General features: G+C 50.7%; 19 protein-coding genes and 3 rRNA genes. 19 read left to right on the top strand and 3 right to left on the bottom strand.

Annotation, left to right across the window (positions count from 1 at the left end; translation table 11 throughout):
• Positions 1 to 24 precede the first annotated feature (24 nt).
• From KDC22_RS28135 to KDC22_RS28075, 13 genes are all read left to right on the top strand, one after another.
• A complete protein-coding gene (locus tag KDC22_RS28135; RefSeq protein ID WP_211721106.1) occupies positions 25 to 2,382 on the top strand; it encodes an ABC transporter permease in 2,358 nt (785 codons plus the stop codon).
• Positions 2,383 to 2,426: 44 nt separating this feature from the next.
• Positions 2,427 to 2,885: a hypothetical protein gene (locus KDC22_RS28130; RefSeq protein WP_211721105.1), complete on the top strand. Its 459-nt coding sequence runs from the start codon at positions 2,427 to 2,429 to the stop codon at positions 2,883 to 2,885.
• 42 nt (positions 2,886 to 2,927) lie between these two features.
• Positions 2,928 to 3,890, top strand: coding sequence for an EamA family transporter (locus KDC22_RS28125; RefSeq protein ID WP_211721104.1), 963 nt, complete (start codon positions 2,928 to 2,930; stop codon positions 3,888 to 3,890).
• Positions 3,891 to 4,045: 155 nt separating this feature from the next.
• Complete coding sequence (locus KDC22_RS28120; RefSeq protein WP_173140624.1) at positions 4,046 to 4,348, top strand: LiaF transmembrane domain-containing protein; 303 nt, start codon at positions 4,046 to 4,048, stop codon at positions 4,346 to 4,348.
• Between the two features lie 47 nt (positions 4,349 to 4,395).
• Positions 4,396 to 5,076 (top strand): PspA/IM30 family protein, encoded by a 681-nt coding sequence (locus tag KDC22_RS28115; RefSeq protein WP_173140626.1) that lies wholly within the window; start codon positions 4,396 to 4,398, stop codon positions 5,074 to 5,076.
• A 4-nt stretch (positions 5,077 to 5,080) separates the two neighbouring features.
• Positions 5,081 to 5,569: a PspC domain-containing protein gene (locus KDC22_RS28110; RefSeq protein ID WP_211721103.1), complete on the top strand. Its 489-nt coding sequence runs from the start codon at positions 5,081 to 5,083 to the stop codon at positions 5,567 to 5,569.
• Positions 5,570 to 5,572: 3 nt separating this feature from the next.
• Positions 5,573 to 6,280 (top strand): PspA/IM30 family protein, encoded by a 708-nt coding sequence (locus tag KDC22_RS28105; RefSeq protein WP_173140630.1) that lies wholly within the window; start codon positions 5,573 to 5,575, stop codon positions 6,278 to 6,280.
• Between the two features lie 122 nt (positions 6,281 to 6,402).
• Entirely contained in the window at positions 6,403 to 7,050 is a 648-nt protein-coding gene (liaF, locus tag KDC22_RS28100) for a cell wall-active antibiotics response protein LiaF (protein ID WP_173140632.1), read from the top strand.
• A 37-nt stretch (positions 7,051 to 7,087) separates the two neighbouring features.
• A complete protein-coding gene (locus tag KDC22_RS28095; RefSeq protein ID WP_173140634.1) occupies positions 7,088 to 8,122 on the top strand; it encodes a sensor histidine kinase in 1,035 nt (344 codons plus the stop codon).
• A gap of 16 nt (positions 8,123 to 8,138) precedes the next feature.
• Positions 8,139 to 8,798: a response regulator gene (locus KDC22_RS28090; protein WP_173140636.1), complete on the top strand. Its 660-nt coding sequence runs from the start codon at positions 8,139 to 8,141 to the stop codon at positions 8,796 to 8,798.
• A gap of 173 nt (positions 8,799 to 8,971) precedes the next feature.
• Positions 8,972 to 9,796, top strand: a complete 825-nt coding sequence (locus tag KDC22_RS28085; protein ID WP_211721102.1) for a YwmB family TATA-box binding protein — start codon at positions 8,972 to 8,974, stop codon at positions 9,794 to 9,796.
• Between the two features lie 208 nt (positions 9,797 to 10,004).
• A complete protein-coding gene (zwf, locus tag KDC22_RS28080; protein WP_173140640.1) occupies positions 10,005 to 11,555 on the top strand; it encodes a glucose-6-phosphate dehydrogenase in 1,551 nt (516 codons plus the stop codon).
• 313 nt (positions 11,556 to 11,868) lie between these two features.
• Positions 11,869 to 13,458: a peptide chain release factor 3 gene (locus tag KDC22_RS28075; protein ID WP_173140642.1), complete on the top strand. Its 1,590-nt coding sequence runs from the start codon at positions 11,869 to 11,871 to the stop codon at positions 13,456 to 13,458.
• A 122-nt stretch (positions 13,459 to 13,580) separates the two neighbouring features.
• On the opposite strand, the gene KDC22_RS28070 is transcribed toward KDC22_RS28075, so the two are convergent.
• On the bottom strand, positions 13,581 to 13,817 hold the full coding sequence (locus KDC22_RS28070; RefSeq protein WP_173140644.1) for a small acid-soluble spore protein SspI: 237 nt from the start codon (positions 13,815 to 13,817) through the stop codon (positions 13,581 to 13,583).
• 106 nt (positions 13,818 to 13,923) lie between these two features.
• On the opposite strand from KDC22_RS28070, the gene KDC22_RS28065 reads away from it, so the two are divergent.
• Positions 13,924 to 14,607 (top strand): potassium channel family protein, encoded by a 684-nt coding sequence (locus tag KDC22_RS28065; protein WP_301953246.1) that lies wholly within the window; start codon positions 13,924 to 13,926, stop codon positions 14,605 to 14,607.
• 31 nt (positions 14,608 to 14,638) lie between these two features.
• Positions 14,639 to 15,436, top strand: coding sequence for a TrmH family RNA methyltransferase (locus KDC22_RS28060; protein WP_211721101.1), 798 nt, complete (start codon positions 14,639 to 14,641; stop codon positions 15,434 to 15,436).
• A gap of 107 nt (positions 15,437 to 15,543) precedes the next feature.
• Here the strand turns inward: KDC22_RS28060 and KDC22_RS28055 are convergent, their stop codons facing one another.
• Positions 15,544 to 15,996: a VOC family protein gene (locus tag KDC22_RS28055; RefSeq protein ID WP_211721100.1), complete on the bottom strand. Its 453-nt coding sequence runs from the start codon at positions 15,994 to 15,996 to the stop codon at positions 15,544 to 15,546.
• Between the two features lie 476 nt (positions 15,997 to 16,472).
• Positions 16,473 to 16,709, bottom strand: coding sequence for an RNA polymerase sigma factor (locus tag KDC22_RS28050; RefSeq protein WP_246553794.1), 237 nt, complete (start codon positions 16,707 to 16,709; stop codon positions 16,473 to 16,475).
• 286 nt (positions 16,710 to 16,995) lie between these two features.
• On the opposite strand from KDC22_RS28050, the gene KDC22_RS28045 reads away from it, so the two are divergent.
• The 4 genes from KDC22_RS28045 to KDC22_RS28030 all read left to right on the top strand — a co-directional run bounded on the left by KDC22_RS28045 (position 16,996) and on the right by KDC22_RS28030 (position 23,203).
• A 16S ribosomal RNA gene (locus tag KDC22_RS28045) occupies positions 16,996 to 18,553 on the top strand.
• A 337-nt stretch (positions 18,554 to 18,890) separates the two neighbouring features.
• Positions 18,891 to 21,817 (top strand): 23S ribosomal RNA (locus KDC22_RS28040).
• Positions 21,818 to 21,894: 77 nt separating this feature from the next.
• A 5S ribosomal RNA gene (rrf, locus tag KDC22_RS28035) occupies positions 21,895 to 22,011 on the top strand.
• Together the 16S, 23S and 5S rRNA genes form the textbook arrangement of a ribosomal RNA operon.
• 532 nt (positions 22,012 to 22,543) lie before the next feature.
• Positions 22,544 to 23,203, top strand: coding sequence for a response regulator transcription factor (locus KDC22_RS28030; protein ID WP_211721099.1), 660 nt, complete (start codon positions 22,544 to 22,546; stop codon positions 23,201 to 23,203).
• The last annotated feature ends 1 nt before the right edge of the window (position 23,204 follow it).

Here is a 23,204-nt window from a genome sequence, read left to right as displayed (position 1 = left end):
CGTCATCACAAAAGCAGGACAGTATTGACTGTAGGTACAGTTGCTTTAGCTGTAGCCCTGATTTTTGTAGTGCTGACTTATTTCTATTCCGATGACCAGCGGAGTAAACGGGAAGCGACTAATGAACTAGGTGCCTATCATGTGCAATATGAGCATCTGTCACCGAAGCAGCAAGAAGAAATTGTGAATAATCCCAAGATCCAAAAACATTATCTTTCCTATAACAGTAAAAATGTTAAATCCGGCTTATTTGAAAAACTGAATATTAATATGGCTATAGGTTATATGGAAGGAATTAATGCAGGGCTGATTCAATTAAGGGAAGGAAGAGCCCCGGTAACGGACGACGAAATGGTACTGGATAAGTGGGTCATAGAGGAAATGGGTTTTCCCTCCAAGCTGGGAGAAGTAATACCCTTAGATTTACAAATTAAGAGTACAGGGAAAACGGAATATATAACAAAAAGTTTTAAGCTGGTGGGCATTGTTGATGATATAGCTGTACGTAAGGCGGCTAGGGCCGGCCTAATGTTTATTTCCAAAACCCTCTCCCAGCGTTATAGTCCTGATCCGGATATTGTTATATTTGCTCTTTTAAATTCGGACTTCAATGCCACATCAACGGCACACAAAATTGGTGAGGGAGCTAAGTTACAAGAAGATCAAATCCAAATCAATGAGCGTTATAGCGGCGCATATGAGCAGAATCCTGTATCTATTCTGAAAGCAGCCATAATTGTATTTGTAATTTTAATTAGTGCAGCCATGGTTATTTATAATATTTTCAATATATATCTATCCGAGCAGATCCGTTTATTCGGGATGATGAAAGCGATAGGAATGACTCCTAAGCAACTACGGAGCATGATACTTACAGAAGGGCTTATTATTTCACTGGCGGGCAGCTCCATGGGTCTTCTGTTGGGGGGAGGGGGAAGCACGGCATTCATTCCCTTCTTAGGAAATATGGCTAGTGGAAACTCCGCATTATATGTTGAATTGTCCCCTTATATTGCTTGTGCTGTTTTTGTTATGGGTCTGATTCTCGTTATGCTATCTGTTTATATGCCTGCTAGAAAAGTAGGAAGCCTTACAGAGATTGCAGCGATTCGTTATAATCCGGCTGAACCCCTGGGAAAGAGAAGCCTCGACACCAAGAGCAAATTGAAAAATTCAATTAGCGGGTTCTCCCTGGTGTCGGCACAGCTTATTCGATATCGTAAACGTACCTGGGTAACTGTAATATCCATTACGCTGACGGGTTTTATTTTTGTGGTCACAGGGAGTATCTTCAGTAGTATGAATATTGATAATATGGCTGGAAGTATGGTGCCTGGAGACTATAAACTAAGTGCTGCTAACCTTGACTCTGACGAACAACTCGATTTGTTGAACGATAAGGTTATGCAGCAAGTGAAGACTATGCCTGGGGTCACAACTGTATTGACCGAAATGTATGATGTATTAATTTATAACAAGCAGGATGCAAACCTTCATCTCAAGGACTTGGCAAGTATGAAAAACCCGGATATTCGAACGGATATCTATGCTTACGATGACGCCTTAATGACAAGTACACTCAAAAGGCTTGGGAAAGATGATTCTATGCTTACAGAACTGAGAAGTGGCGATAATCTCATTGCGGTCGCGGAAGATGGAGGGTACCAAGTGGGAGACAAAATACGATTGGCAAAGTTTGGCGAAGGACAGAAAGAACGTGTATTCACTATTGTTGGTGTATTGCCCAACTATGTTACGTATAAAGGTAATTCTTCAGATGGAGGAGTTCTTATTGCCCATCAGGACCTGTTTAAACGATTGGATCTGGATCAGCGTATCAAGCAGGTTAGCGTTCAAGTTAATGAAGGACAACAAGGGGAAGTGGAACGGAACTTAAAAGGCATTGCAACTGCTGATCGAAGAATAACATTCACTTCGTTCCAGGAGACTTATCAGGAGTTCAATGGAATGAAGAAAGTACTCCAGTTGGCGGCTAATAGCCTTACTTCAGCATTGCTGATTATCAGTATATTTAACTTAATTAATTCTAATTTGACCAGTATGTATGCCAGGAAGCGGGAAATTAGTTTAGTTGAAGCCATTGGCATGTCACGGAGTCAACTAACCATGCAGCTAGGCAGTGAAGGTTTCATTGTCATTCTGTTCAGCTTGTTAATCACCTTTTCATTGGGGATACCTGCCGGATACTTTGGCGTGGGAATGTTCAAGCAATCAGCCAGCTATGTTCAGTATCAATTGCCAATGGCAGCCATGCTGACCCTGGTATGCGCCTATTGTACAGTTCAAGTGGTGACTACCTTCTATATGCAGTGGCGCCTCAGCAAGGAGAGCCTAATGGAACGAATCCGGTTTAGTGAATAAATGAGGGAAAGCAAATAACTGAATTTTATAGGAGGACTATAACTGTGCATCAGTATAAAGTGAACTTTACAAAACCTTACTACGGTTGCTTAATTGTATTCATCTTGATTGCACTTTCCTTAACAGCATGCGGAACGAACAAGGGAGAAGGTATTGCTCCTGAGTATCATGGCGTAAAGTACACAGGGCAAGGTACTTTGGAAACAAAAGTTAATGTGGTTATTTACAATGAAGATGAGGTTCTATTTCTGCAGATGGTTAAGGTTATTGATGATCACCCTACAGTGTGGAAAGCACTTCAGGCAATCTCAGACCATGCTGAACAGGGGATGACAATTGAAAAGGATCAGAAAGGACAAATAGTTAAGGTGGATGAGATAGAGAATAATCAAACTAACCAATGGAAGCTGTTTATAAATAACGTCATTGAAGATGGAGATATAACGAATATAGGAATTGATGAGGAGCAGCCGCTGACATTGAGATACACAGGAGATTCTTAGAGTATAATGAGATTTTAGCAACAGAGAGAAGGAGAATGCTGCATGAAGCAGAAATCGAAAGTCAATTCGGTATACGCAGTAGGGATTGCGCTATTATTTGTTTACTTATTTTGGGGAGGTACCTATGTCGGCATGAAGATTGCCATCGAGACGATGCCGCCTTTTCTGATGGCAGGTGTCCGCTTTTTTGCGGCGGGTGTGGTGCTGTATATTATTGCAAGATTAAGCGGGGCGAAGCGTCCAGCCGGGCGTGAATGGCGGTCCTCTGCTATTGTTGGCGCATTGCTGCTGCTTGGGGGCAACGGGGTGGTGGCCTGGTCAGAGCAAAGAGTCTCTTCATCCATCGCTTCATTAATCGTGGCCGCCGTTCCTGTCTGGATGATGCTGATGGGCTGGTTTGGCCGAGGCGGCAAACGTCCGACTGCCGGTGTCATCGCCGGAATTGTACTTGGACTGCTCGGCATCGCCGTACTGGTCTTCCAGCCGGGGAAGGGGGAGATGGGCACTGCTACCGATCTGTTCGGAATTATTACCGTGCTGGCAGCTTCCATCAGCTGGGCCGTAGGGTCGATGTACTCCCGAAGCGCGGCCATGCCGGGTTCACCCTTGATGGCGACAGCGGCGCAGATGCTAACAGGAGGCGCGCTGCTGGTGATATTCTCTTATTTTACCGGCGACTGGTCCACACTTAATATCTCCGGCATTTCTATGCGATCGTATCTGGCTCTGGCCTACCTGATCACATTCGGCTCCATTGTCGGTTACACGGCCTACATCTGGCTGCTTAAGAATGCTGACGCTGCACTCGTCTCCACTTACGCCTTCGTTAATCCGGTAGTGGCGGTGCTGCTTGGCTGGCTGCTGGTTGGAGAACAGCTTACCTTGAACACCCTGATCGCTGCTGTCATCATTATCGGGGCTGTGGTTTTGGTGACTGTTTTTCGCGGCAAGCCACAGCGGGCGGATACTCAAGCAGCTCTTGATATACAAGGGCAGCAGCAGTAAGTACACTTAGAGCCTGGGAACAGCCGCCTGTAGTCGTGCAAGCATCCCCGACTAAGGTCCAGTACATAAAACCGTCCACAGTCTGTTTTGAAAATCTGAGGATTGCCCTAGAATAAGGATATAAGAAAGAGATCAGCGAAAGGCGGTGATAAACAATGCAAAGAAACAAAGGTAACGGAATTGCGATTGCGCTGATTATAATCGGAGCGGTCATGCTGCTAGGGATTCTGCCTCATCTGATCCACGGCATCTTCGGCATCTTGTTCCCGGCAGTACTGGTGGTTCTCGGATACTACGGAATTAAGAGCGGACGCAAGATTATCGGCTGGGTGGTAATGTTCATCGGGATCATGACCCTGATATCCAAGCTTTCCTGGATTATTGGTCCACTGCTTGGTGTGGCTCTGGTAGTATGGGGCATCTCGGTGCTGAAGGGCAGACAAAGCAGAACATACTAATTGTTACATTTCATACTTATTAAAAGGCAGGGAGGGAGCAGGAAATCATGAGTGTTTTTCGCAGAATGAGGGATATCACCGTAGCCAACTTGAATGAACGTCTGGAGCAGAGCCAAGATCCCGTGAAGCTGATTGATCAATTTCTACATTCAACCCGTGAAGAGATCGGGGAGGCTGAACGGCTGTACCAGCAGTACGCTTCCCATACGAAGCAATTGCAGCAGCAGGTGAATCAGGCAACCGCCATGAGGAACAAACGTGAAGAGCAGGCGCTCCTCGCACTCAAGGCAGGCGAAGACCATCTGGCCAAGCTGGCACTGCAGGAGAAGATTATCCACGAAGAAAAGCTGGAGCAATACAGCGGGCTGCTGGAAACCAGCCAGCAATCACTTTTTGAGCTTGAAACCCAGCTGAATGAACTCAAAATCGAGTATCAGACGGTATACAGCAAACGCCAGTTCTATGCAGCACGGATGGAGTCCCTGCGGCTTCAGCAGCGCATGAATCAAAGAGCCGGTGCTTACGGCGGCGGCGGGGATGTTCCCAAGATGTTCGGCCGTCTGGAAGACAAGATGACCGACTGGGAGCTTGAAGCCAAAAGCCTGAGCGACCTGCGCCGGATGGGACAGGAATATGCGGTGCAGGCTGGAGAGACAGTGGCAACCGTGCTCGAAAGAGAAATGGCCCGTCTAAAGGAGAAGCTGAACAATGATGGCAGAAAGGAGTAGTAGTATGACCCGATTGTATCGTTCAACAAGAGACAAAGTAATGACAGGGCTGGCAGGTGGATTGTCCGAGACTCTCGGCATCGACTCTACACTGTTCAGAATTCTGCTGGTGGTCAGTATTCCATTTAGCGGAGGAGCCACAATCCTGGTATATCTTATCGCAGCAATGGTAATTCCCAAAGAACCTACCCAGTATAACCCGTTCGGTCCCGGACCTGGTGCGCCGGGCGGCCCATACGGTGGCCCTTACGCCGGTGGACCTGAGTATCACCGCGGACCACAAGGACCACAGGGACCCCACCAAGGTCCTCAAGGATATGGCCCATATGGCGGGCAGCCGGGCTACAATCCCGGTTATGACAAGGCCAGCACTCACGCGGCTCCAGATTCCGGTCTGGATGCCATGATGAAGGATATTGAGAAGAAGGCCCTGCAAAAAGAAGTGGAAGAGCTCAAACAAAAACTGTCTAAATACGAGAAGGGAGAAGTGTAAATCATGGGAGTATTCAAACGGATTAAAGATATGACTAAAGCGTCGGTAAATGATATGTTGGATAAGGTAGAGGACCCGATTGTGATGCTTAATCAATACCTGCGCGATATGGAGGCTGAGATCCATGAGGCTGAAGTAACGGTAGCGAAGCAAATGGCTAATGAACGCCGGATGAAACAGCGTGTGGACGAAGCCGCTAAGGTATCCGGACAACGCGCAGCACAGGCTGAGCTTGCACTCAAGAACGGGCAGGAAGAAGTTACCCGTAAGCTACTGGAGGAGAAGATCTACTTCGATCAGAAGTTTACCGAATACGGCGAGCTTCATGCACAGGCTGAAGTTCAGGCCAAGGAACTGGTGCAGCAGCTTCATGATATGAAGGATGAGTTCTACAAGCTGCGCAACAAACGGAATGAACTGGTGTCCCGCGCCCAAATGGCCAAAGCCAAGAAGCAAATGTCCCAGATCAGCAGCGTACATTCCATCGAGAGCGGAAGTGCATCCCTTGGATTCCACCGTATGGAAGAAAAGATCATGCAGCTCGAAGCGGAAGCAGATGTGATGCGCGCTCCGTATAGCCCTTCGGCAACCGCATATGCTAAGCCGGTAGATCACGAGAAGGAACTGAAAGTGGAAGAACAGCTCGCAGCCTTGAAGAGTAAGCTGAATTCCACTCCGGCAGCCCCTCCCCTGAACAAAAAAGAACAATAATCCCTGTTCCTAAAGAACAGCCGGATATGATATGCTGATTAAGGTAAAGCCATACGGTATGGATTCTCCATACCGGTATGGCTTTTGTAGCGGATGCGGCAAAATCTTAAAGGAGGTGCGAAATGGATAAACGGAACCGTTTGATTGCCATTGGATTGATCGGTGTAGGCTGCTTGATGATATTTGGCAAATGGATCGGCTTCTTCTCCATTGTCGCGCTCCTGTTCCTGCTGCTGGGAATCCATCGGACGACGTCGGGGAAGGTGAAGCAAGGCTATAAGCTCCTGGGAATCGGCGCAGTGCTGCTGCTGCTGGACCATCTGCTGCTGGTGCTTGGCATCTGCCTGATTTCGCTGGGGATGTTCTTTGTCAAATCCAAACGAATGCAGCGCAAGGCGGGGTTTACGCAGAAGCAAAGCTTTTCTTCCCGATTCGACTGGGATCTCTCGCCCTGGGTCATGCGCAGCCTGAGCGCCTGGCATGTGCTGGGTGAGGCCGATGTGGATCTTTCACTGGCCATGGCGGAAGAGCAAGAGACGATAATGCTGTTCCAGGGTATTTTTGGCGATGTGGATATTCTGCTGTCTGAGGATTATGGGGTGGAGATTGAGGCGTTCGTGCTGTTCGGCTCGATTGAGTCCGGCAGTAACCGTGATACAGGGATGCTGAACCGGCTGAACTGGAGATCTCCCAACTACGACAGCTGTGAGCATAAAGTGAAATTTAACATTTCTTATCTGATGGGGGATCTGGACATTCGGGTACCTTAAAGGGTATGTTAGGGCAGAGAGAAGGGAGGGCTCCCGCATGGGTAAAAAAAATAGCAATATGGTAACGCGCAGTATGGGCGAGGGGGCTCTGTTCTCTTTGTTCATGCTGCTCGTTATTACATATATTATGTATACATATGGATTATTACAGCCGTTTGAGAACTGGCGGGTAGGTCTGAGAACCGCAATGACGCTGATTCTGCTGCCGATGGCCTTCGGCATCGGGTATGGCTTCTATCAGGGCTTCCGCAGCAAGCGCAAGCTGGAATTGTTGCGGGCAACGCTGGTAGCCTGGGAGAAGGGCAATCTTAACCCGGCCATGCCGGACCTCGGCAGCGATGAGCTGGGGCGGCTTGGGGAACAACTGGGGCGGATCAGCGGCAAGTGGGAGAATCAGGTGAACACGCTGCAGCGGCTCTCCACCAATAACGCGAAGCTTGCCGAGCAGGCGCGGGTTACAGCAATCATGGAGGAGCGGCAGCGGTTGGCACGTGAGCTGCATGACGCGGTATCACAGCAGCTGTTCGCCATCTCTATGACGGCAACGGCTGTAGGCCGGACGCTGGAGAAGGACTTCGATAAGGCACAGCGGCAAATTGCGCTGATCGAAGAGATGTCCGCTGTAGCCCAGTCGGAGATGCGGGCACTCCTGCTGCACCTGAGACCGGTATACCTGGAAGGCAAGGGGCTGGAGGAAGGGCTGCAGGAGCTGATCAAGGAACTGAAGATCAAGGTTCCGATTGATATTGTGTTCGAGATGGATCAGGGAGTGCAGCTGCTGAAGGGCGTTGAGAATCATTTATTCCGTATTGTGCAGGAGGCGATCTCCAATACGCTGCGCCATGCCAAAGCGGAGAAGATGGAGATCCGCCTGCACCGCCGGGGCGATACTGTCCGGCTGACGCTGCGCGATGACGGAATCGGCTTCGAGATGGATGACAGCAAGCAGACATCCTACGGGCTGTCTAATATGCAGGAGCGGATCACAGAGATCGGGGGCTCGATTCAGTTCATCACCGCCCCCGGCAAAGGAATGCGCATCGATATTACCGTACCGGTAGTCAATGAATAGGAGGGCAGGTGTAACCATGGAGATAGATGAAGCGGAAGCAATCAAGGTCCTGCTTGTAGACGATCATGAGATGGTCCGGATCGGACTTGCAGCGGTGCTTGGCACTGAGGATGGAATTGAAGTCGTAGGTGAAGCCGGAAGCGGCGAAGAGGGCATACGGCTGGCCCAGGAATATACACCGGATGTGGTGCTGATGGATTTGGTGATGGACGGGATGGACGGGATCGAGACGACAAGACAGCTGCTGAAGCTGTACCCGGACTGTAAGGTTATTGTACTGACCAGTTATCTGGATGATGAAAAGATGTATCCGGTTATTGAAGCCGGGGCGTTCAGTTACCTGCTCAAAACCTCGCGGGCAAGCGAAGTCGCAGATGCGATCCGGGCGGCAGCAAGAGGCCAGTCGGTGCTGGAGTCACAGGTGGCCTCCAAGATGATGAACCGGTTCCGTTCCAATGCAAGAGGAGAAGCGCCGGCTTACAAAGAGCTTACCGAACGCGAGATGGAAGTATTGAAGCTGTTAGCTCAGGGCAAATCCAATCAGGATATTGCCGATCAATTAATTATCGGAATCAAGACCGTGAAATTTCATGTCACGAATGTTCTCGCCAAGCTGGGTGTCGAAGACCGGACCCAGGCGGCTATTTATGCATATAAGAACGGACTGGCGGAATAAGCTTCCGTCTATGGACGCAGATGAGCACTTTCAAGAGAACCACCCCGCCGCAGGACCGGGGCAGTTCTCTTGAAAGTGTTTTTGCGTGGAGAAAGCTCAGTAAGTATATCCTCCTCTCAAGTTGGATATCCTGTCTAGTAGATTACTAGAACGGATTGAGAGGGAGATGCGAAGTGGGGAATAAAGGACAGAGCAAAGTGATACGGGTACTGGCGGGAATATGCATGCTGGCACTGCTGCTGAGCGGGTTCCGCAGCGGGGAAGCGGCAGGAAGAAACGGCGTACAGAGTACAACTGTTCCTGCTCCTGCCGGTATTCTGGACGCTGCCGGAGAGCTTCAGGAATCCCTTGCTCTTCTGACTACACTAGGCACTCGGGCTTCTGCTCCAGGGGCTCCGCTTCGGCTCGTATTGAAATGGCAGGGGGAATACAGCGGCGGGGATCGGGCTGAAGCTGCAGTTGCAGCGCAGAGCCTGGCTACGCGGCTTGGGCTTGGTGAACTCAGCGGCACGGATGAAGACGGGCACCTGACCTGGCGTTCCTCTGCGCGGCTCCCTGGAGATGCGCAGATCTCCCTGTTCTGGAGTGAGCTTGGCGGCGGACGCAGCTACTCTATTGTCACCTTGGAGACGGCGGATCTTCTGGGCTCGCCGGAGCTGCCGGCCGCAGCGGCTGATGCCGGACGGATCATGCTGCAGGCCGGGATCGCAGCAGAGTGGAATGCTTCGCTCCAGGCACCGGCCAAGGAGCAGGGCGCTTCGCAGGCTGCACTCCTGGCTACAGAGCAGACCTTGGCCGAGCAGCTCCCCGGTATTCATGCGGAAGAGAATTACGCAGACGTAACTACAACCAGCCGTTCCTACAGTGTGCCGGGCCTTTCGCGTACGGTCAGCAGCGGAAGCCACAGCTTGGCATTGCAGCTGGCAGTGCATAAGAACGTCAATGAGGACAGGAACCGGCTGACTATCGGAATGCCGCTGATCACGGTCGAGTACTGATAGAATACAGACATTATAAGCCGGATTCGATGAAAGCATAAGAAAGAGTAATGGAAAATTGCGAAATCCCGAGAAAAACTGTCAGGAATGTGATGGCATCCTCAGTGCAATTATGATAAAATGACATCACGCCCTTAGACGTATATCGTCTCATATAGGCGCCTGAGAATGAATGTCAACTATATTACATACAGAGAGATGAGGAGCCATGGCTGAAAATCAAACCCTTGATGCACTGCATACACCCGGTGCTGTATTCTTTATCTTCGGGGCAACCGGAGATCTGGCCCGGCGTAAGCTTTTCCCGGCGATTTACAGTTTGTACCGTGAAGGCAAGCTGACCCATGATTTTGCGGTAATTGGCGTGGCTCGGCGTCCCCGTACCCAGGATGAATTCCGGGAAGATGTGAAGGAATCTATCCGCGAGTTCTGCCGTTATCAGGCAGGAGATGCTGCGGAATGGAACGAGTTCGTACAGCATTTTGAATACAAGTCACTCGACATCAACAATATCGACGGCTTCCGTGAGCTGAATGAGCAGACGGAGGTACTCGAAGAGAAATTCAATATTCCGGGCAACCGGATGTTCTATCTGGCGCTCGCACCGGAGCTGTTCGGCAGTGTCTCCTTCAACCTGAAGGCAGGCGGTATGCTGCAGGCCAGAGGCTGGAACCGTCTGGTTATCGAGAAGCCGTTCGGCTATAATCTCGAATCCGCTGAGGAGCTGAACGAGCAGATCCGCCAGGTATTTAAGGAAGAGGAGATTTACCGGATTGATCATTACCTGGGCAAGGAAATGGTTCAGAATATTGAAGTCATCCGGTTCGCCAATGCCTTCTTCGAGCCGCTGTGGAACAACAAGCATATCGCCAACATTCAGATCACACTCGGCGAAACTGTGGGTGTAGAAGAACGCGGCGGGTATTACGACCATGCGGGTGCTCTGCGCGATATGGGCCAGAACCATATTTTGCAGCTGCTGACGATGATTGCTATGGAGCCTCCTAGCCGTCTGCTGGCTGAAGATATCCGTGACGAGAAAGTGAAGGTACTGCGTTCGCTGCGTCCGTATGCTTCGGCTGAAGAAGTACGCGAGAATGTAGTTCGCGGCCAGTACACACAGGGTCTCTATAAGGGCAAGACACTTCCGGCTTACCGCCAGGAAGACAAAGTAGACCCGGAATCCAATACAGAGACGTATTTCGCGGCCCGCGTATTCGTTGATAACTTCCGCTGGGCCGGTGTTCCGTTCTATATCCGTACCGGCAAACGTCTGCCTGTAAAGACCACGGAAGTGGTTGTAGAGTTCAAAGGAATGCCGACTAACGTTTATCTGGGTCAAAAGCATAATCTGGAGCCCAATCTGCTCGTTATCCGGGTCAATCCGATGGAAGGCATCTACGTGAAGATCAACGCGAAGAAGCCGGGCTCGGAATCCGAGATTCAGCCGCTGGCCATGGATTTCTGCCAGAGCTGCATGATCGGCATTAACTCGCCGGAAGCTTATGAGCGTCTGCTGCATGATGCTGCGCGCGGCGACTCCACCTACTTCACCCGCTGGGATGAAGTCTCCTCGGCCTGGTCCTTCGTGGACCGGATCGCCAAGGCGTGGAAGGAAGAGAGCAATGATCTGGCTTCCTATCCTGCCGGCTCCTGGGGTCCGGTTGAAGCGGACCAGCTGCTTGCCGGAGAAGGCTTCCACTGGTGGCCGGTCAACGGCCAGGACGAAGACAATGTGGTCTGGCAGGTTAACCGCTAGATCCTGAATAGAGTACCGATGAAGATCCCCTTGCATATTGCTGCAGGGGGATCTTTTGTACAATATTACAAGATATTTGACTTGGAGCGCTTTTTTGTAGATAATGTTCGCCGGATTTTGCTATACTGAGAAGGATGCTTTCACAATAAAGATTTCTAAGCCTAGCGCTATAGATGATCCTATAAACGGTACGATAAGGAAATGTAAGATGAATCCCTGCTGAAAGGATCTGAACCTATGAGTAGCAGTCCGATTTGATGGAATCCGGCAATTGGAGCAGAAGCATGAATTTATATATGAAGGGATATGTGCAATGAACAAGGCAACGGATCACAAGCTTCAGAATGAGGTAGACAAACGCAGAACCTTTGCGATTATTTCCCACCCGGATGCGGGTAAAACAACCCTGACCGAGAAGCTGCTGCTCTTCGGGGGCGCCATTCGTCTGGCAGGTACCGTCAAAGCCCGTAAGGCAAGCAAGCACGCAACGAGTGACTGGATGGAAATTGAGAAGCAGCGCGGGATCTCCGTTACCTCCTCCGTAATGCAGTTTGATTACCTGGACCACCGGGTGAACATTCTGGATACCCCGGGTCACCAGGATTTCAGTGAAGATACCTACCGGACATTAACAGCCGCCGACAGCGCAGTCATGCTGATTGACGTAGCCAAGGGTGTGGAGACTCAGACAATTAAGCTGTTCCAGGTATGTGCCAAACGCGGAATTCCGATTTTTACCTTCATCAACAAGCTGGACCGTGAAGGCCGCAGCCCGTTCGACCTGATGGAGGAGCTGGAGAATGTACTGGGTATCCGTTCTGTACCGATGAACTGGCCGATTGGTATGGGCCGGGAGCTATGCGGTGTATATGACCGGATGAAGAATCAGGTGGAATTGTTCCAGGGCGACGACCACTCTGTCATCAGGGTGCAAAAGGTAGAGAGCTACCGCGACCCGATCATCCGCGAGATGGCCGGAGAGTACCTGCATGATCAGCTATGCGCGGATTTGGAACTGCTGGACGTAGCGGGCGATCCTTTTGACTATGAGAAAGTACTTCGCGGGGAGATTACTCCGGTATTCTTCGGCAGTGCGATCAATAACTTCGGGGTGCAGACGTTCCTCGACAACTTCCTGGAGCTGGCACCGAAGCCTGAACCACGCCGCAGTACCGCGGGTGCAGTGGAACCAACGAATGAGAAGTTCACCGGCTATGTGTTCAAAATCCAGGCTAACATGAATCCCGCACACCGCGACCGTATTGCCTTCCTTCGTATCGTGTCGGGCAAGTTCGAGCGTGGGATGAGCGTGAAGCATGTGCGCGCCGGCAAAGACATCAAGCTGTCCCAGCCGCAGCAGTTCCTGGCCCAGGACCGGGATATCGTCGAAGAGGCGTATCCGGGAGATATTATCGGTCTGTTTGATCCGGGGATTTTCCGGATTGGCGACACGCTGAGTCAGGCGGGGGATATCGAATTCGATGAGCTGCCAACCTTCTCGCCGGAGATTTTCTCCAAAGTAACCATTAAGAATGCGCTGAAGTCAAAGCAGTTCCAGAAGGGGATTGACCAGCTGACCGAAGAGGGCATGATTCAGGTGTTCCGCACTGTGAATTTCGATGACATCCTCCTGGGGGTTGTCGGACAGCTGCAATTCGAGGTATTCGAGTACCGGATGAAGGGTGAATACGGCGTAGATGTACAGCTGCAGCGTATGAGCTACCAGTTCGCACGCTGGATCGTGGATGATGAGAATAAGCCGGATGCAAGCAAGTTCCGGATCAACTCTACACTCGTTACGGATAAGAAGGGGAACTACGTGGTGCTGTTCGAAAACGAATACGCTATGCGTACGGCCATGGAGAAGAATCCGACGGCGAAATTCCTCGAAACTGCGCCTTGATTTGTACTGCTGAAGTAGAATAAGCGGAAGAGCTTGTTCCACGGCTGGCTATCAAAAAACCTCCGCCCAACATGTGCAAGCAGCATGGTGGCAGCGGAGGTTTTTGGCGGAATGCCCCTCACTTACGAGGTGATGGACCCTGGGGTTAGCTTGTCAAGATGCCGGTGCAGCATGGAGAGGACGCGGTCCTGCTTGGCAGGATCGAGATCCTTCCAGATCATTTCAAAGACAACACCCAGTCCGGGAAGCGCGGCTTCCGGCCCGTCCACGGAGTTCTCAATGACCTCCCGCAGACCTTCTTCGGACTGACCGTGCACTTTGTGAACGATGGCCTGGCGTAAATCAAGCGTAACTGGCATAATCGGCCTCCTTGAATTTGTGGTTAGCACTTATTATAAGGTGCCCTGCGGCAGCGCTGATAATTCAAGTTTATAATGGCTTATGCTATACTGTGTGAAATGCGAAATGCGGACGGGAGGTACAAGGGCAATGGCCAAAAAACAATATGCCGTCATCGGAATGGGACGCTTCGGTTCCAGTGTAGCCAAGGCGCTCAGCGGGATGGGCTTTGAGGTGCTGGCAATTGATGCGGATGAGCAGCGTACCCAGGAAATCTCCAATATTGTGACTCATGCCGTATCTGCGGATTCCACCGATGAGGAGGCCCTGCGTGCGCTTGGCATCCGTAACTTCGATGTAGTGGTGGTTGCCATTGGCGAAGATATTCAGGCCAGCATTCTAACCACGCTGATTCTGAAGGATCTGGGAGTGCCGGCAATACTGGCCAAAGCCAAGAGTGAGCTACACGGCAAGGTACTGGGTAAAATTGGAGCGGACAAGGTCATTTATCCTGAACGGGATATGGGGATGCGGGTAGCGCACCATCTTGCTTCACCGAACATCCTCGATTATATAGAGCTGTCCCCGGACTACAGCATTCTGGATATGAGAGTCTCCGGGCCGATGCTGGGGAAGAATCTGCAGGAGCTTAACATACGCGCCAAATACGGCTGCAATGTGATGGCTATCCGCCGGGGCGAGGAAATGAATATTTCCCCGAGAGCAGAGGACCGCCTGACTGAAGGCGACGTTCTGGTTATTGTCGGACGGAAGGACAACCTGACCAAGCTGGAAATGGCTTATCAATAGGAATCTGTAACGAACAGAAAGGTAGGACCTCATGGAAATTATGTCGCCGCAAAATACGCGGGTGAAGGAATGGGCCGGGCTGCAGGAGAAGAAACACCGCGACAGATCCGGCAAATATATTGTGGAGGGCATTCATCTGGTGCATGAGGCGCTGCAGGCCGAAGCGGCTGTGGAATGCCTGGCCTTCGACCTTGATAAAGGAATGCCGTCTGAGCTGAAGCCCCTGCTGCAGGCTGTTCAGGGTATGGAGGTGATCGGTGTATCGGCGGCGGTGATTGCGAAGTGCAGCAGCACGAATACGCCGCAGCCGGTGTTTGCGGTGGTCCGCAAGGAGCAGCAGGGCGTAGAGGCCATTCTGGCGAAGCCGGACAGCCTGGTTGTGGTACTTGACGGGGTCCAGGACCCCGGCAATGTAGGGACGATTATCCGCAGCGCCGATGCGGCAGGTGCGGACGGTGTGATCCTCGGCCAAGGCTGCGCCGATCTCTTCAACCCGAAGACCATCCGCTCCACGATGGGCTCCATGTTCCATCTACCGGTAGTGGAGGGAGAGCTTGGCACGATTCTGCCACAGGCACGGGAGCGTGGTGCGCTGCTGGTCAGCACTTCGCTGACAGGTGAAGATTCCTGCTACACCCATGATTTTCACGGCAGCCAGTGGCTGCTGATCGGCAGCGAAGGCCGGGGCATCTCACCGGAGACGGCAGCCCTGGTCGACAAGAGCATCCTCATCCCGATGGCCGGCCGCGCTGAATCGCTGAATGCGGCTATGGCGGCAACGATTTTGTTGTTTGAGGGGATGCGGCAGCGGGGGATTGGGAAGGGATAAGGTGTAGCCAAGAGCATTTAAGTCCTGATAATCAAGGAACACTTAATTGATCAGGACTTTTTTGATTTAATACAGAACCTGCTGATGAGAAAAAAGATAATGACCAATTATTTGTTACTGAGTTGTTCCGCCAAACCGATTAGAAGTCCTTCATTTCCGCGAATGTAGCAGAGCCGATACGAATTCTCGTACTGAACCACTTCACCAACGAGCTGAGCACCATGCTTAGTGAGTCTGGATAGCAATTCGTCAATGTCATCAACAGTGAACATGACACGTAGATAACCGAGGGCATTCACTGGAGCTGCTCGATGATCTGATATCGTAGGTGGGGTTAGAAACCGCGAGAGTTCAATCCGACTATGGCCGTCTGGGGTAACCATCATAGCAATCTCTACAGTCTGTGAGCCTAGCCCGGTTACCCGACCAGCCCATTCCCCTTCCACAGTAGCTCTTCCCTCAAGCTTTAAACCAATCTCCTCGAAGAAAGAAATTGCATCATCAAGAGATTCTACAACGATGCTAACATTATCCATTCTTAGCAGTTTACTTTTTGTCATCGTCTTACCTCCTTATATTTACAAATGACTACCTTAGACTGCATATATAACTTTTATTCGATCAAGAATTACTAATTCCTTTAGTTAACCCCCTCTACGTATACTTTTTATTTTCCGCGCAGATAATGTTAAAAAGTATATTCGGACTCTATCGTCCAACGGAGGGATTAGTTTGTCCTATGATGAAGTGTTTGAACTTCATGTCCAGTTACTTTCAATCTATGAAAAAAACAGAAAGCCCCCAAGTCCCTATCAGCAGGAAATCAATTATTACAAGAGGCAGTATTATATTGCCCAAGATAATGTGCAACGGATATTCGTATTGAATCAGTTAATCAACCTTCATGAGAAATGTAGAGCAGCACAAATAAAGTGGTGTTCAGAAGAGTATTTTAATACTTCTTTCAATTGATAAACTGAGCCTTGACATTAGCGGTGGCCGGGGGGCAGTTCCATGCCTTGCTTCCAGATCAGAATCAGCTTTTGTTCAATCGAGAAACTGTTCTCTTGTGTTTTTTTCTGGGGATCGCCCGGTTCGTAGTGCTTTTGTTGCCCATATAAGTGAAATAGGTGTTTTTGGCGATTTGACACAACAAGACGCTGAGCTTGCAGTTACCCTTGAACTGGTTGATATTTTTCACTGCTTTTACAAACGTTTCTTGCGTAATCTCCTCGGAAACCTGCCTGTTTCTGCTTAAAGACAGGGCAAACAAATACAATTGTGCGGAGAGAGCTAATAAAGAAGTTTGAGCGATTAGTAAAATAATAGTTGCATGTTCCTAAATATCATGATATATTATAAAAGTTGCTGATGACGAGCTAATCGACACCAACAACGAGCTTGATCTTTGAAAACTGAACAACGAGTGAGTGGGAAATCACGAAAGTGAATTCCAAAAATGATGAATTTCACAGCGTCTTGTACGCTTTAGAAATCTCATCGTGAGAATGTAAATTCTCGTCAGATGTTTCAAAATGAGCAATCGCTCTTTTCAATACTAATTGGAGAGTTTGATCCTGGCTCAGGACGAACGCTGGCGGCATGCCTAATACATGCAAGTCGAGCGGAGTTCAAAAGGAAGCTTGCTTCCTTTTGAACTTAGCGGCGGACGGGTGAGTAACACGTAGGCAACCTGCCCTCAAGACTGGGATAACTACCGGAAACGGTAGCTAATACCGGATAATTTCTTTCCTCTCCTGAAGAGAGAATGAAAGGCGGAGCAATCTGCCACTTGGGGATGGGCCTGCGGCGCATTAGCTAGTTGGTGGGGTAACGGCTCACCAAGGCGACGATGCGTAGCCGACCTGAGAGGGTGAACGGCCACACTGGGACTGAGACACGGCCCAGACTCCTACGGGAGGCAGCAGTAGGGAATCTTCCGCAATGGGCGCAAGCCTGACGGAGCAATGCCGCGTGAGTGATGAAGGTTTTCGGATCGTAAAGCTCTGTTGCCAGGGAAGAACGTCCGGTAGAGTAACTGCTATCGGAGTGACGGTACCTGAGAAGAAAGCCCCGGCTAACTACGTGCCAGCAGCCGCGGTAATACGTAGGGGGCAAGCGTTGTCCGGAATTATTGGGCGTAAAGCGCGCGCAGGCGGTTATTTAAGTCTGGTGTTTAAACCTTGGGCTCAACCTGAGGTCGCACTGGAAACTGGGTAACTTGAGTACAGAAGAGGAAAGTGGAATTCCACGTGTAGCGGTGAAATGCGTAGATATGTGGAGGAACACCAGTGGCGAAGGCGACTTTCTGGGCTGTAACTGACGCTGAGGCGCGAAAGCGTGGGGAGCAAACAGGATTAGATACCCTGGTAGTCCACGCCGTAAACGATGAGTGCTAGGTGTTAGGGGTTTCGATACCCTTGGTGCCGAAGTTAACACAGTAAGCACTCCGCCTGGGGAGTACGGTCGCAAGACTGAAACTCAAAGGAATTGACGGGGACCCGCACAAGCAGTGGAGTATGTGGTTTAATTCGAAGCAACGCGAAGAACCTTACCAGGTCTTGACATCCCGATGAAAGCATTAGAGATAGTGCCCCTCTTCGGAGCATCGGAGACAGGTGGTGCATGGTTGTCGTCAGCTCGTGTCGTGAGATGTTGGGTTAAGTCCCGCAACGAGCGCAACCCTTGACTTTAGTTGCCAGCAGGTTGAGCTGGGCACTCTAGAGTGACTGCCGGTGACAAACCGGAGGAAGGTGGGGATGACGTCAAATCATCATGCCCCTTATGACCTGGGCTACACACGTACTACAATGGCCGGTACAACGGGAAGCGAAACCGCGAGGTGGAGCCAATCCCAGCAAAGCCGGTCTCAGTTCGGATTGCAGGCTGCAACTCGCCTGCATGAAGTCGGAATTGCTAGTAATCGCGGATCAGCATGCCGCGGTGAATACGTTCCCGGGTCTTGTACACACCGCCCGTCACACCACGAGAGTTTACAACACCCGAAGTCGGTGGGGTAACCCGCAAGGGAGCCAGCCGCCGAAGGTGGGGTAGATGATTGGGGTGAAGTCGTAACAAGGTAGCCGTATCGGAAGGTGCGGCTGGATCACCTCCTTTCTATGGAGAATCGTTTCCTGCAATGGAGACATTCAAATCGGAAGCTTAGCTTCCAAAACTCGGGTTTAGGCCTGTTACTCACTCGTTGGTCAGTTTTGAGAGTTGAAGCTCTCATCTTTACCTTGATCCTTGAAAACTGGATACCGAAACGAATTTGCGTTTTAGAACATTCCTTTAAGCTGAACTTGTGTAAACAAGTTTTGAAGTTTTTAGTGAAGCTGAAAGCGAAGGTTTTCGATTGTGCAGCGACCTTTGGCTTTGAATGTGTTGGTGAATGGAGCAATCCATGAACAGCATTCAAAACAAGATGAGCAAACAAGCGAAACACCGGAGCGTTGGTTAAGCTAATAAGAGCACACGGAGGATGCCTAGGCGCCAGGAGCCGACGAAGGACGTGGCGAACAACGAAACTGCCTCGGGGAGCTGTAAGCAAGCTTTGATCCGGGGGTGTCCGAATGGGGAAACCCAGCTGTGGTAATTCGCAGTTACTCGTATCTGAATACATAGGATACGCAGAGGCAGACCAGGGGAACTGAAACATCTAAGTACCCTGAGGAAGAGAAAACAATAGTGATTCCGTCAGTAGCGGCGAGCGAACGCGGAACAGCCTAAACCAAGGGGCTTGCCCCTTGGGGTTGTGGGACGTCTCACATGGAGTTACAAAGGAATATGGTAGGCGAAGAGGTCTGGAAAGGCCTGCGATAGAGGTAAAAGCCCTGTAGCCTAAACTGTATTCTCTCCGAGACGGATCCCGAGTAGTGCGGGGCACGTGAAACCCCGTATGAATCCAGCAGGACCATCTGCTAAGGCTAAATACTACCTGGCGACCGATAGTGAAACAGTACCGTGAGGGAAAGGTGAAAAGCACCCCGGAAGGGGAGTGAAATAGAACCTGAAACCGTGTGCTTACAAAAAGTCAGAGCCCTTTTTATGGGTGATGGCGTGCCTTTTGTAGAATGAACCGGCGAGTTACGTTTAACATGCAAGGTTAAGGTGAGAAGCCGGAGCCGCAGCGAAAGCGAGTCTGAATAGGGCGACTGAGTATGTGGACGTAGACCCGAAACCGTGTGATCTACCCCTGTCCAGGGTGAAGGTGCGGTAACACGCACTGGAGGCCCGAACCCACGCATGTTGAAAAATGCGGGGATGAGGTGGGGGTAGCGGAGAAATTCCAATCGAACTCGGAGATAGCTGGTTCTCCCCGAAATAGCTTTAGGGCTAGCCTCGGTGAATGGAGTGGTGGAGGTAGAGCACTGATTGGGTGCGGGGCCCGCAAGGGTTACCAAGCTCAGTCAAACTCCGAATGCCATTAACTTCTTGCCGGGAGTCAGACAGTGAGTGCTAAGATCCATTGTCAAAAGGGAAACAGCCCAGACCATCAGCTAAGGTCCCCAAGTGTGTGTTAAGTGGGAAAGGATGTGGAGTTGCACAGACAACCAGGATGTTGGCTTAGAAGCAGCCACCATTGAAAGAGTGCGTAATAGCTCACTGGTCGAGTGACTCTGCGCCGAAAATGTAACGGGGCTAAACACACCACCGAAGCTATGGCTAGATGCTTTGCATCTGGGGTAGGGGAGCGTTGTATGTGGGTTGAAGGTGTACCGTAAGGAGCGCTGGACAGCATACAAGTGAGAATGCCGGTATGAGTAACGAAAAGATCAGTGAGAATCTGATCCGCCGAAAGCCCAAGGTTTCCTGAGGAAGGCTCGTCCGCTCAGGGTAAGTCGGGACCTAAGGCGAGGCCGACAGGCGTAGTCGAAGGACAACAGTTTGAAATTACTGTACCACCGTAATCCGCTATGAGCGATGGGGTGACGCAGGAGGGTAGTGACGCGGACTGATGGATGTCCGTCTAAGCAGTGAGGCTGATGTGTAGGCAAATCCGCACATCGTGAAGGCTGGGCTGTGATGGGGAGCGAAAATTATAGTAGCGAAGGTCATGATCTCACACTGCCAAGAAAAGCCTCTAGCCAGGAGAAGGTGCCCGTACCGCAAACCGACACAGGTAGGCGAGAAGAGAATTCTAAGGCGCGCGGAAGAACTCTCGTTAAGGAACTCGGCAAAATGACCTCGTAACTTCGGGAGAAGAGGTGCCTCGGTAGGGTGAATAGCCCGAGGGGGCCGCAGTGAAAAGGCCCAAGCGACTGTTTAGCAAAAACACAGGTCTGTGCGAAGCCGTAAGGCGAAGTATACGGGCTGACGCCTGCCCGGTGCTGGAAGGTTAAGGGGAGTGGTTAGGGGCAACCCGAAGCTGTGAACCGAAGCCCCAGTAAACGGCGGCCGTAACTATAACGGTCCTAAGGTAGCGAAATTCCTTGTCAGGTAAATTCTGACCCGCACGAATGGCGTAACGACTTGGGCGCTGTCTCAACGAGAGATCCGGTGAAATTTTAATACCTGTGAAGATGCAGGTTACCCGCGACAAGACGGAAAGACCCCATGGAGCTTTACTGCAGCTTGATATTGAATTTGGGTACGATCTGTACAGGATAGGTGGGAGCCGGTGAGGCAGGAGCGCAAGCTTCTGCGGAGGCGCCGTTGGGATACCACCCTGATCGTATCTAGGTTCTAACCTGGTGCCCTCATCGGGTACGGGGACCGTGTCAGGCGGGCAGTTTGACTGGGGCGGTCGCCTCCTAAAGAGTAACGGAGGCGTTCAAAGGTTCCCTCAGAATGGTTGGAAATCATTCGCAGAGTGCAAAGGCATAAGGGAGCTTGACTGCGAGACCTACAAGTCGAGCAGGGACGAAAGTCGGACTTAGTGATCCGGTGGTACCGCATGGAAGGGCCATCGCTCAACGGATAAAAGCTACCCTGGGGATAACAGGCTTATCTCCCCCAAGAGTCCACATCGACGGGGAGGTTTGGCACCTCGATGTCGGCTCATCGCATCCTGGGGCTGAAGTAGGTCCCAAGGGTTGGGCTGTTCGCCCATTAAAGCGGTACGCGAGCTGGGTTCAGAACGTCGTGAGACAGTTCGGTCCCTATCTGTCGTGGGCGCAGGAAATTTGAGAGGAGCTGTCCTTAGTACGAGAGGACCGGGATGGACGTACCGCTGGTGCATCAGTTGTTCCGCCAGGAGCATGGCTGAGTAGCTACGTACGGACGGGATAAGCGCTGAAAGCATCTAAGCGTGAAGCCCCCCTCAAGATGAGATTTCCCAATTAGTAAGACCCCTTGAAGACGACGAGGTAGATAGGTTGGAGGTGGAAGTGCAGCAATGCATGGAGCTGACCAATACTAATCGGTCGAGGGCTTATCCAAATACACTAATACGCAGATTCGTTTCGGATTCAGTTTTCAGGAATCAAATCCTGAAGCATTTACGCTGTAAATGCCCGTTTGGTGGCGATAGCGGAGGGGTTCCACGCGTACCCATCCCGAACACGACCGTTAAGCCCTCCAGCGCCGATGGTACTTGGACCGAAGGGTCCTGGGAGAGTAGGACGTTGCCAAGCACATGAAGCCATTGTTGAGTCATCGACAATGGCTTTTTTGTTTTCTTCAAGGCATTACGAAAGCCTTTCCTTGTGGAATAGGACAGACCACTCAAACGATACCTTTTTTCTTTTGCTTGCTGTACATGCCGTTTCGGTTCCAGTGTCAATCCAGTCAGTCCAGGTCTCTCTCCCAATTCCACTTCTGTTTTGCCCTTAGTGAAGGGAAAGCTCCTGTTTCTTTTTACAACTTCATAACAACTGCCACTCTACTCTATAACATGCAGGGATTAGGGTATTAGTAGAGATATAATTTGATTTCCCGGTGGAGTCATGCAGGGTAATACCAGGCTAAGACTGACAGTGAGTAATTAATGTGCCGTCCTGAGGATCAAGCAGTTCTTGATTCGTCAGGATTTTTTTGCGGGTGGGTGTGTAACATTTAAGTCGAGCTAACAGGTTATGGATGCTCTGTAATCTGGTATGATGAAGATTAGGTTAATAATGGACGGCATACGCTGCTGCCGCAGGGCGGAGGAGGATATTTAAGCAGATGGCTCATATACTTGTTGTTGAGGATGAACAGCCGATTAATGATTTGATTACTATGAATCTTAAGCTGGTAGGACACACCTACTCCAAGGCATATACGGGATCAGAGGTTGCGGGAATGCTGGAGAAGGAGCGGGCGGATCTGGTTCTGCTCGATGTGATGCTTCCCGGTCTGGATGGATTCGGGGTGATGCAGCAGATTGCCCCTTTGCAGATTCCGGTCATTCTGATTACGGCCCGGAATGCACTCTCTGACCGGATCAGAGGATTCGAGCTGGGTGCGGATGATTATATTATCAAGCCCTTTGAGATTCTGGAGCTGCTGGCCCGCATCAATGTCGTGCTTCGCAGGAATGAACAGGCGGGGGCTGTCTTTATCTGTGGCGAGGTTGAGGTCCGCTTGCCGGAGCGCCAGGTCCGGGTGGATCAGCTTCCGGTGGATCTGACGGCCAGGGAGTTTGAGCTGCTCGAAGTGCTGATCCGCAACCGTAATATCGCTCTTTCCAGAGAGAAGCTGCTTGAACTGGCTTGGGGTTATGATTTTGCCGGTGATACCCGCACTGTAGATGTACATATCCGTCAGCTGCGCAAAAAACTGGGCTGGGAAGAACGGATTAAGACGGTATTCAAGCTGGGCTACCGGCTGGAAGTTCAGGTCTAGT

Source organism: Paenibacillus tritici (assembly GCF_018207515.1).
GTDB classification, from domain to species: Bacteria; Bacillota; Bacilli; order Paenibacillales; family Paenibacillaceae; genus Paenibacillus_AQ; species Paenibacillus_AQ tritici.
The sequence above is the reverse complement of the archived record's forward strand: the minus strand, read 5'-3'. Positions and strand labels throughout refer to the sequence as shown.

Coding starts and splice junctions, on each gene's coding strand:
- KDC22_RS28125 (WP_211721104.1), top strand. CDS start 2,928: ATGAAGCAGAAATCGAAAGTCAATTCGGTATACGCAGTAGGGATTGCG.
- KDC22_RS28120 (WP_173140624.1), top strand. CDS start 4,046: ATGCAAAGAAACAAAGGTAACGGAATTGCGATTGCGCTGATTATAATC.
- KDC22_RS28115 (WP_173140626.1), top strand. CDS start 4,396: ATGAGTGTTTTTCGCAGAATGAGGGATATCACCGTAGCCAACTTGAAT.
- KDC22_RS28110 (WP_211721103.1), top strand. CDS start 5,081: ATGACCCGATTGTATCGTTCAACAAGAGACAAAGTAATGACAGGGCTG.
- KDC22_RS28105 (WP_173140630.1), top strand. CDS start 5,573: ATGGGAGTATTCAAACGGATTAAAGATATGACTAAAGCGTCGGTAAAT.
- liaF (WP_173140632.1), top strand. CDS start 6,403: ATGGATAAACGGAACCGTTTGATTGCCATTGGATTGATCGGTGTAGGC.
- KDC22_RS28095 (WP_173140634.1), top strand. CDS start 7,088: ATGGGTAAAAAAAATAGCAATATGGTAACGCGCAGTATGGGCGAGGGG.
- KDC22_RS28090 (WP_173140636.1), top strand. CDS start 8,139: ATGGAGATAGATGAAGCGGAAGCAATCAAGGTCCTGCTTGTAGACGAT.
- zwf (WP_173140640.1), top strand. CDS start 10,005: ATGGCTGAAAATCAAACCCTTGATGCACTGCATACACCCGGTGCTGTA.
- KDC22_RS28075 (WP_173140642.1), top strand. CDS start 11,869: ATGAACAAGGCAACGGATCACAAGCTTCAGAATGAGGTAGACAAACGC.
- KDC22_RS28070 (WP_173140644.1), bottom strand. CDS start 13,817: ATGCCAGTTACGCTTGATTTACGCCAGGCCATCGTTCACAAAGTGCAC.
- KDC22_RS28065 (WP_301953246.1), top strand. CDS start 13,924: ATGCGGACGGGAGGTACAAGGGCAATGGCCAAAAAACAATATGCCGTC.
- KDC22_RS28060 (WP_211721101.1), top strand. CDS start 14,639: ATGGAAATTATGTCGCCGCAAAATACGCGGGTGAAGGAATGGGCCGGG.
- KDC22_RS28055 (WP_211721100.1), bottom strand. CDS start 15,996: ATGACAAAAAGTAAACTGCTAAGAATGGATAATGTTAGCATCGTTGTA.
- KDC22_RS28030 (WP_211721099.1), top strand. CDS start 22,544: ATGGCTCATATACTTGTTGTTGAGGATGAACAGCCGATTAATGATTTG.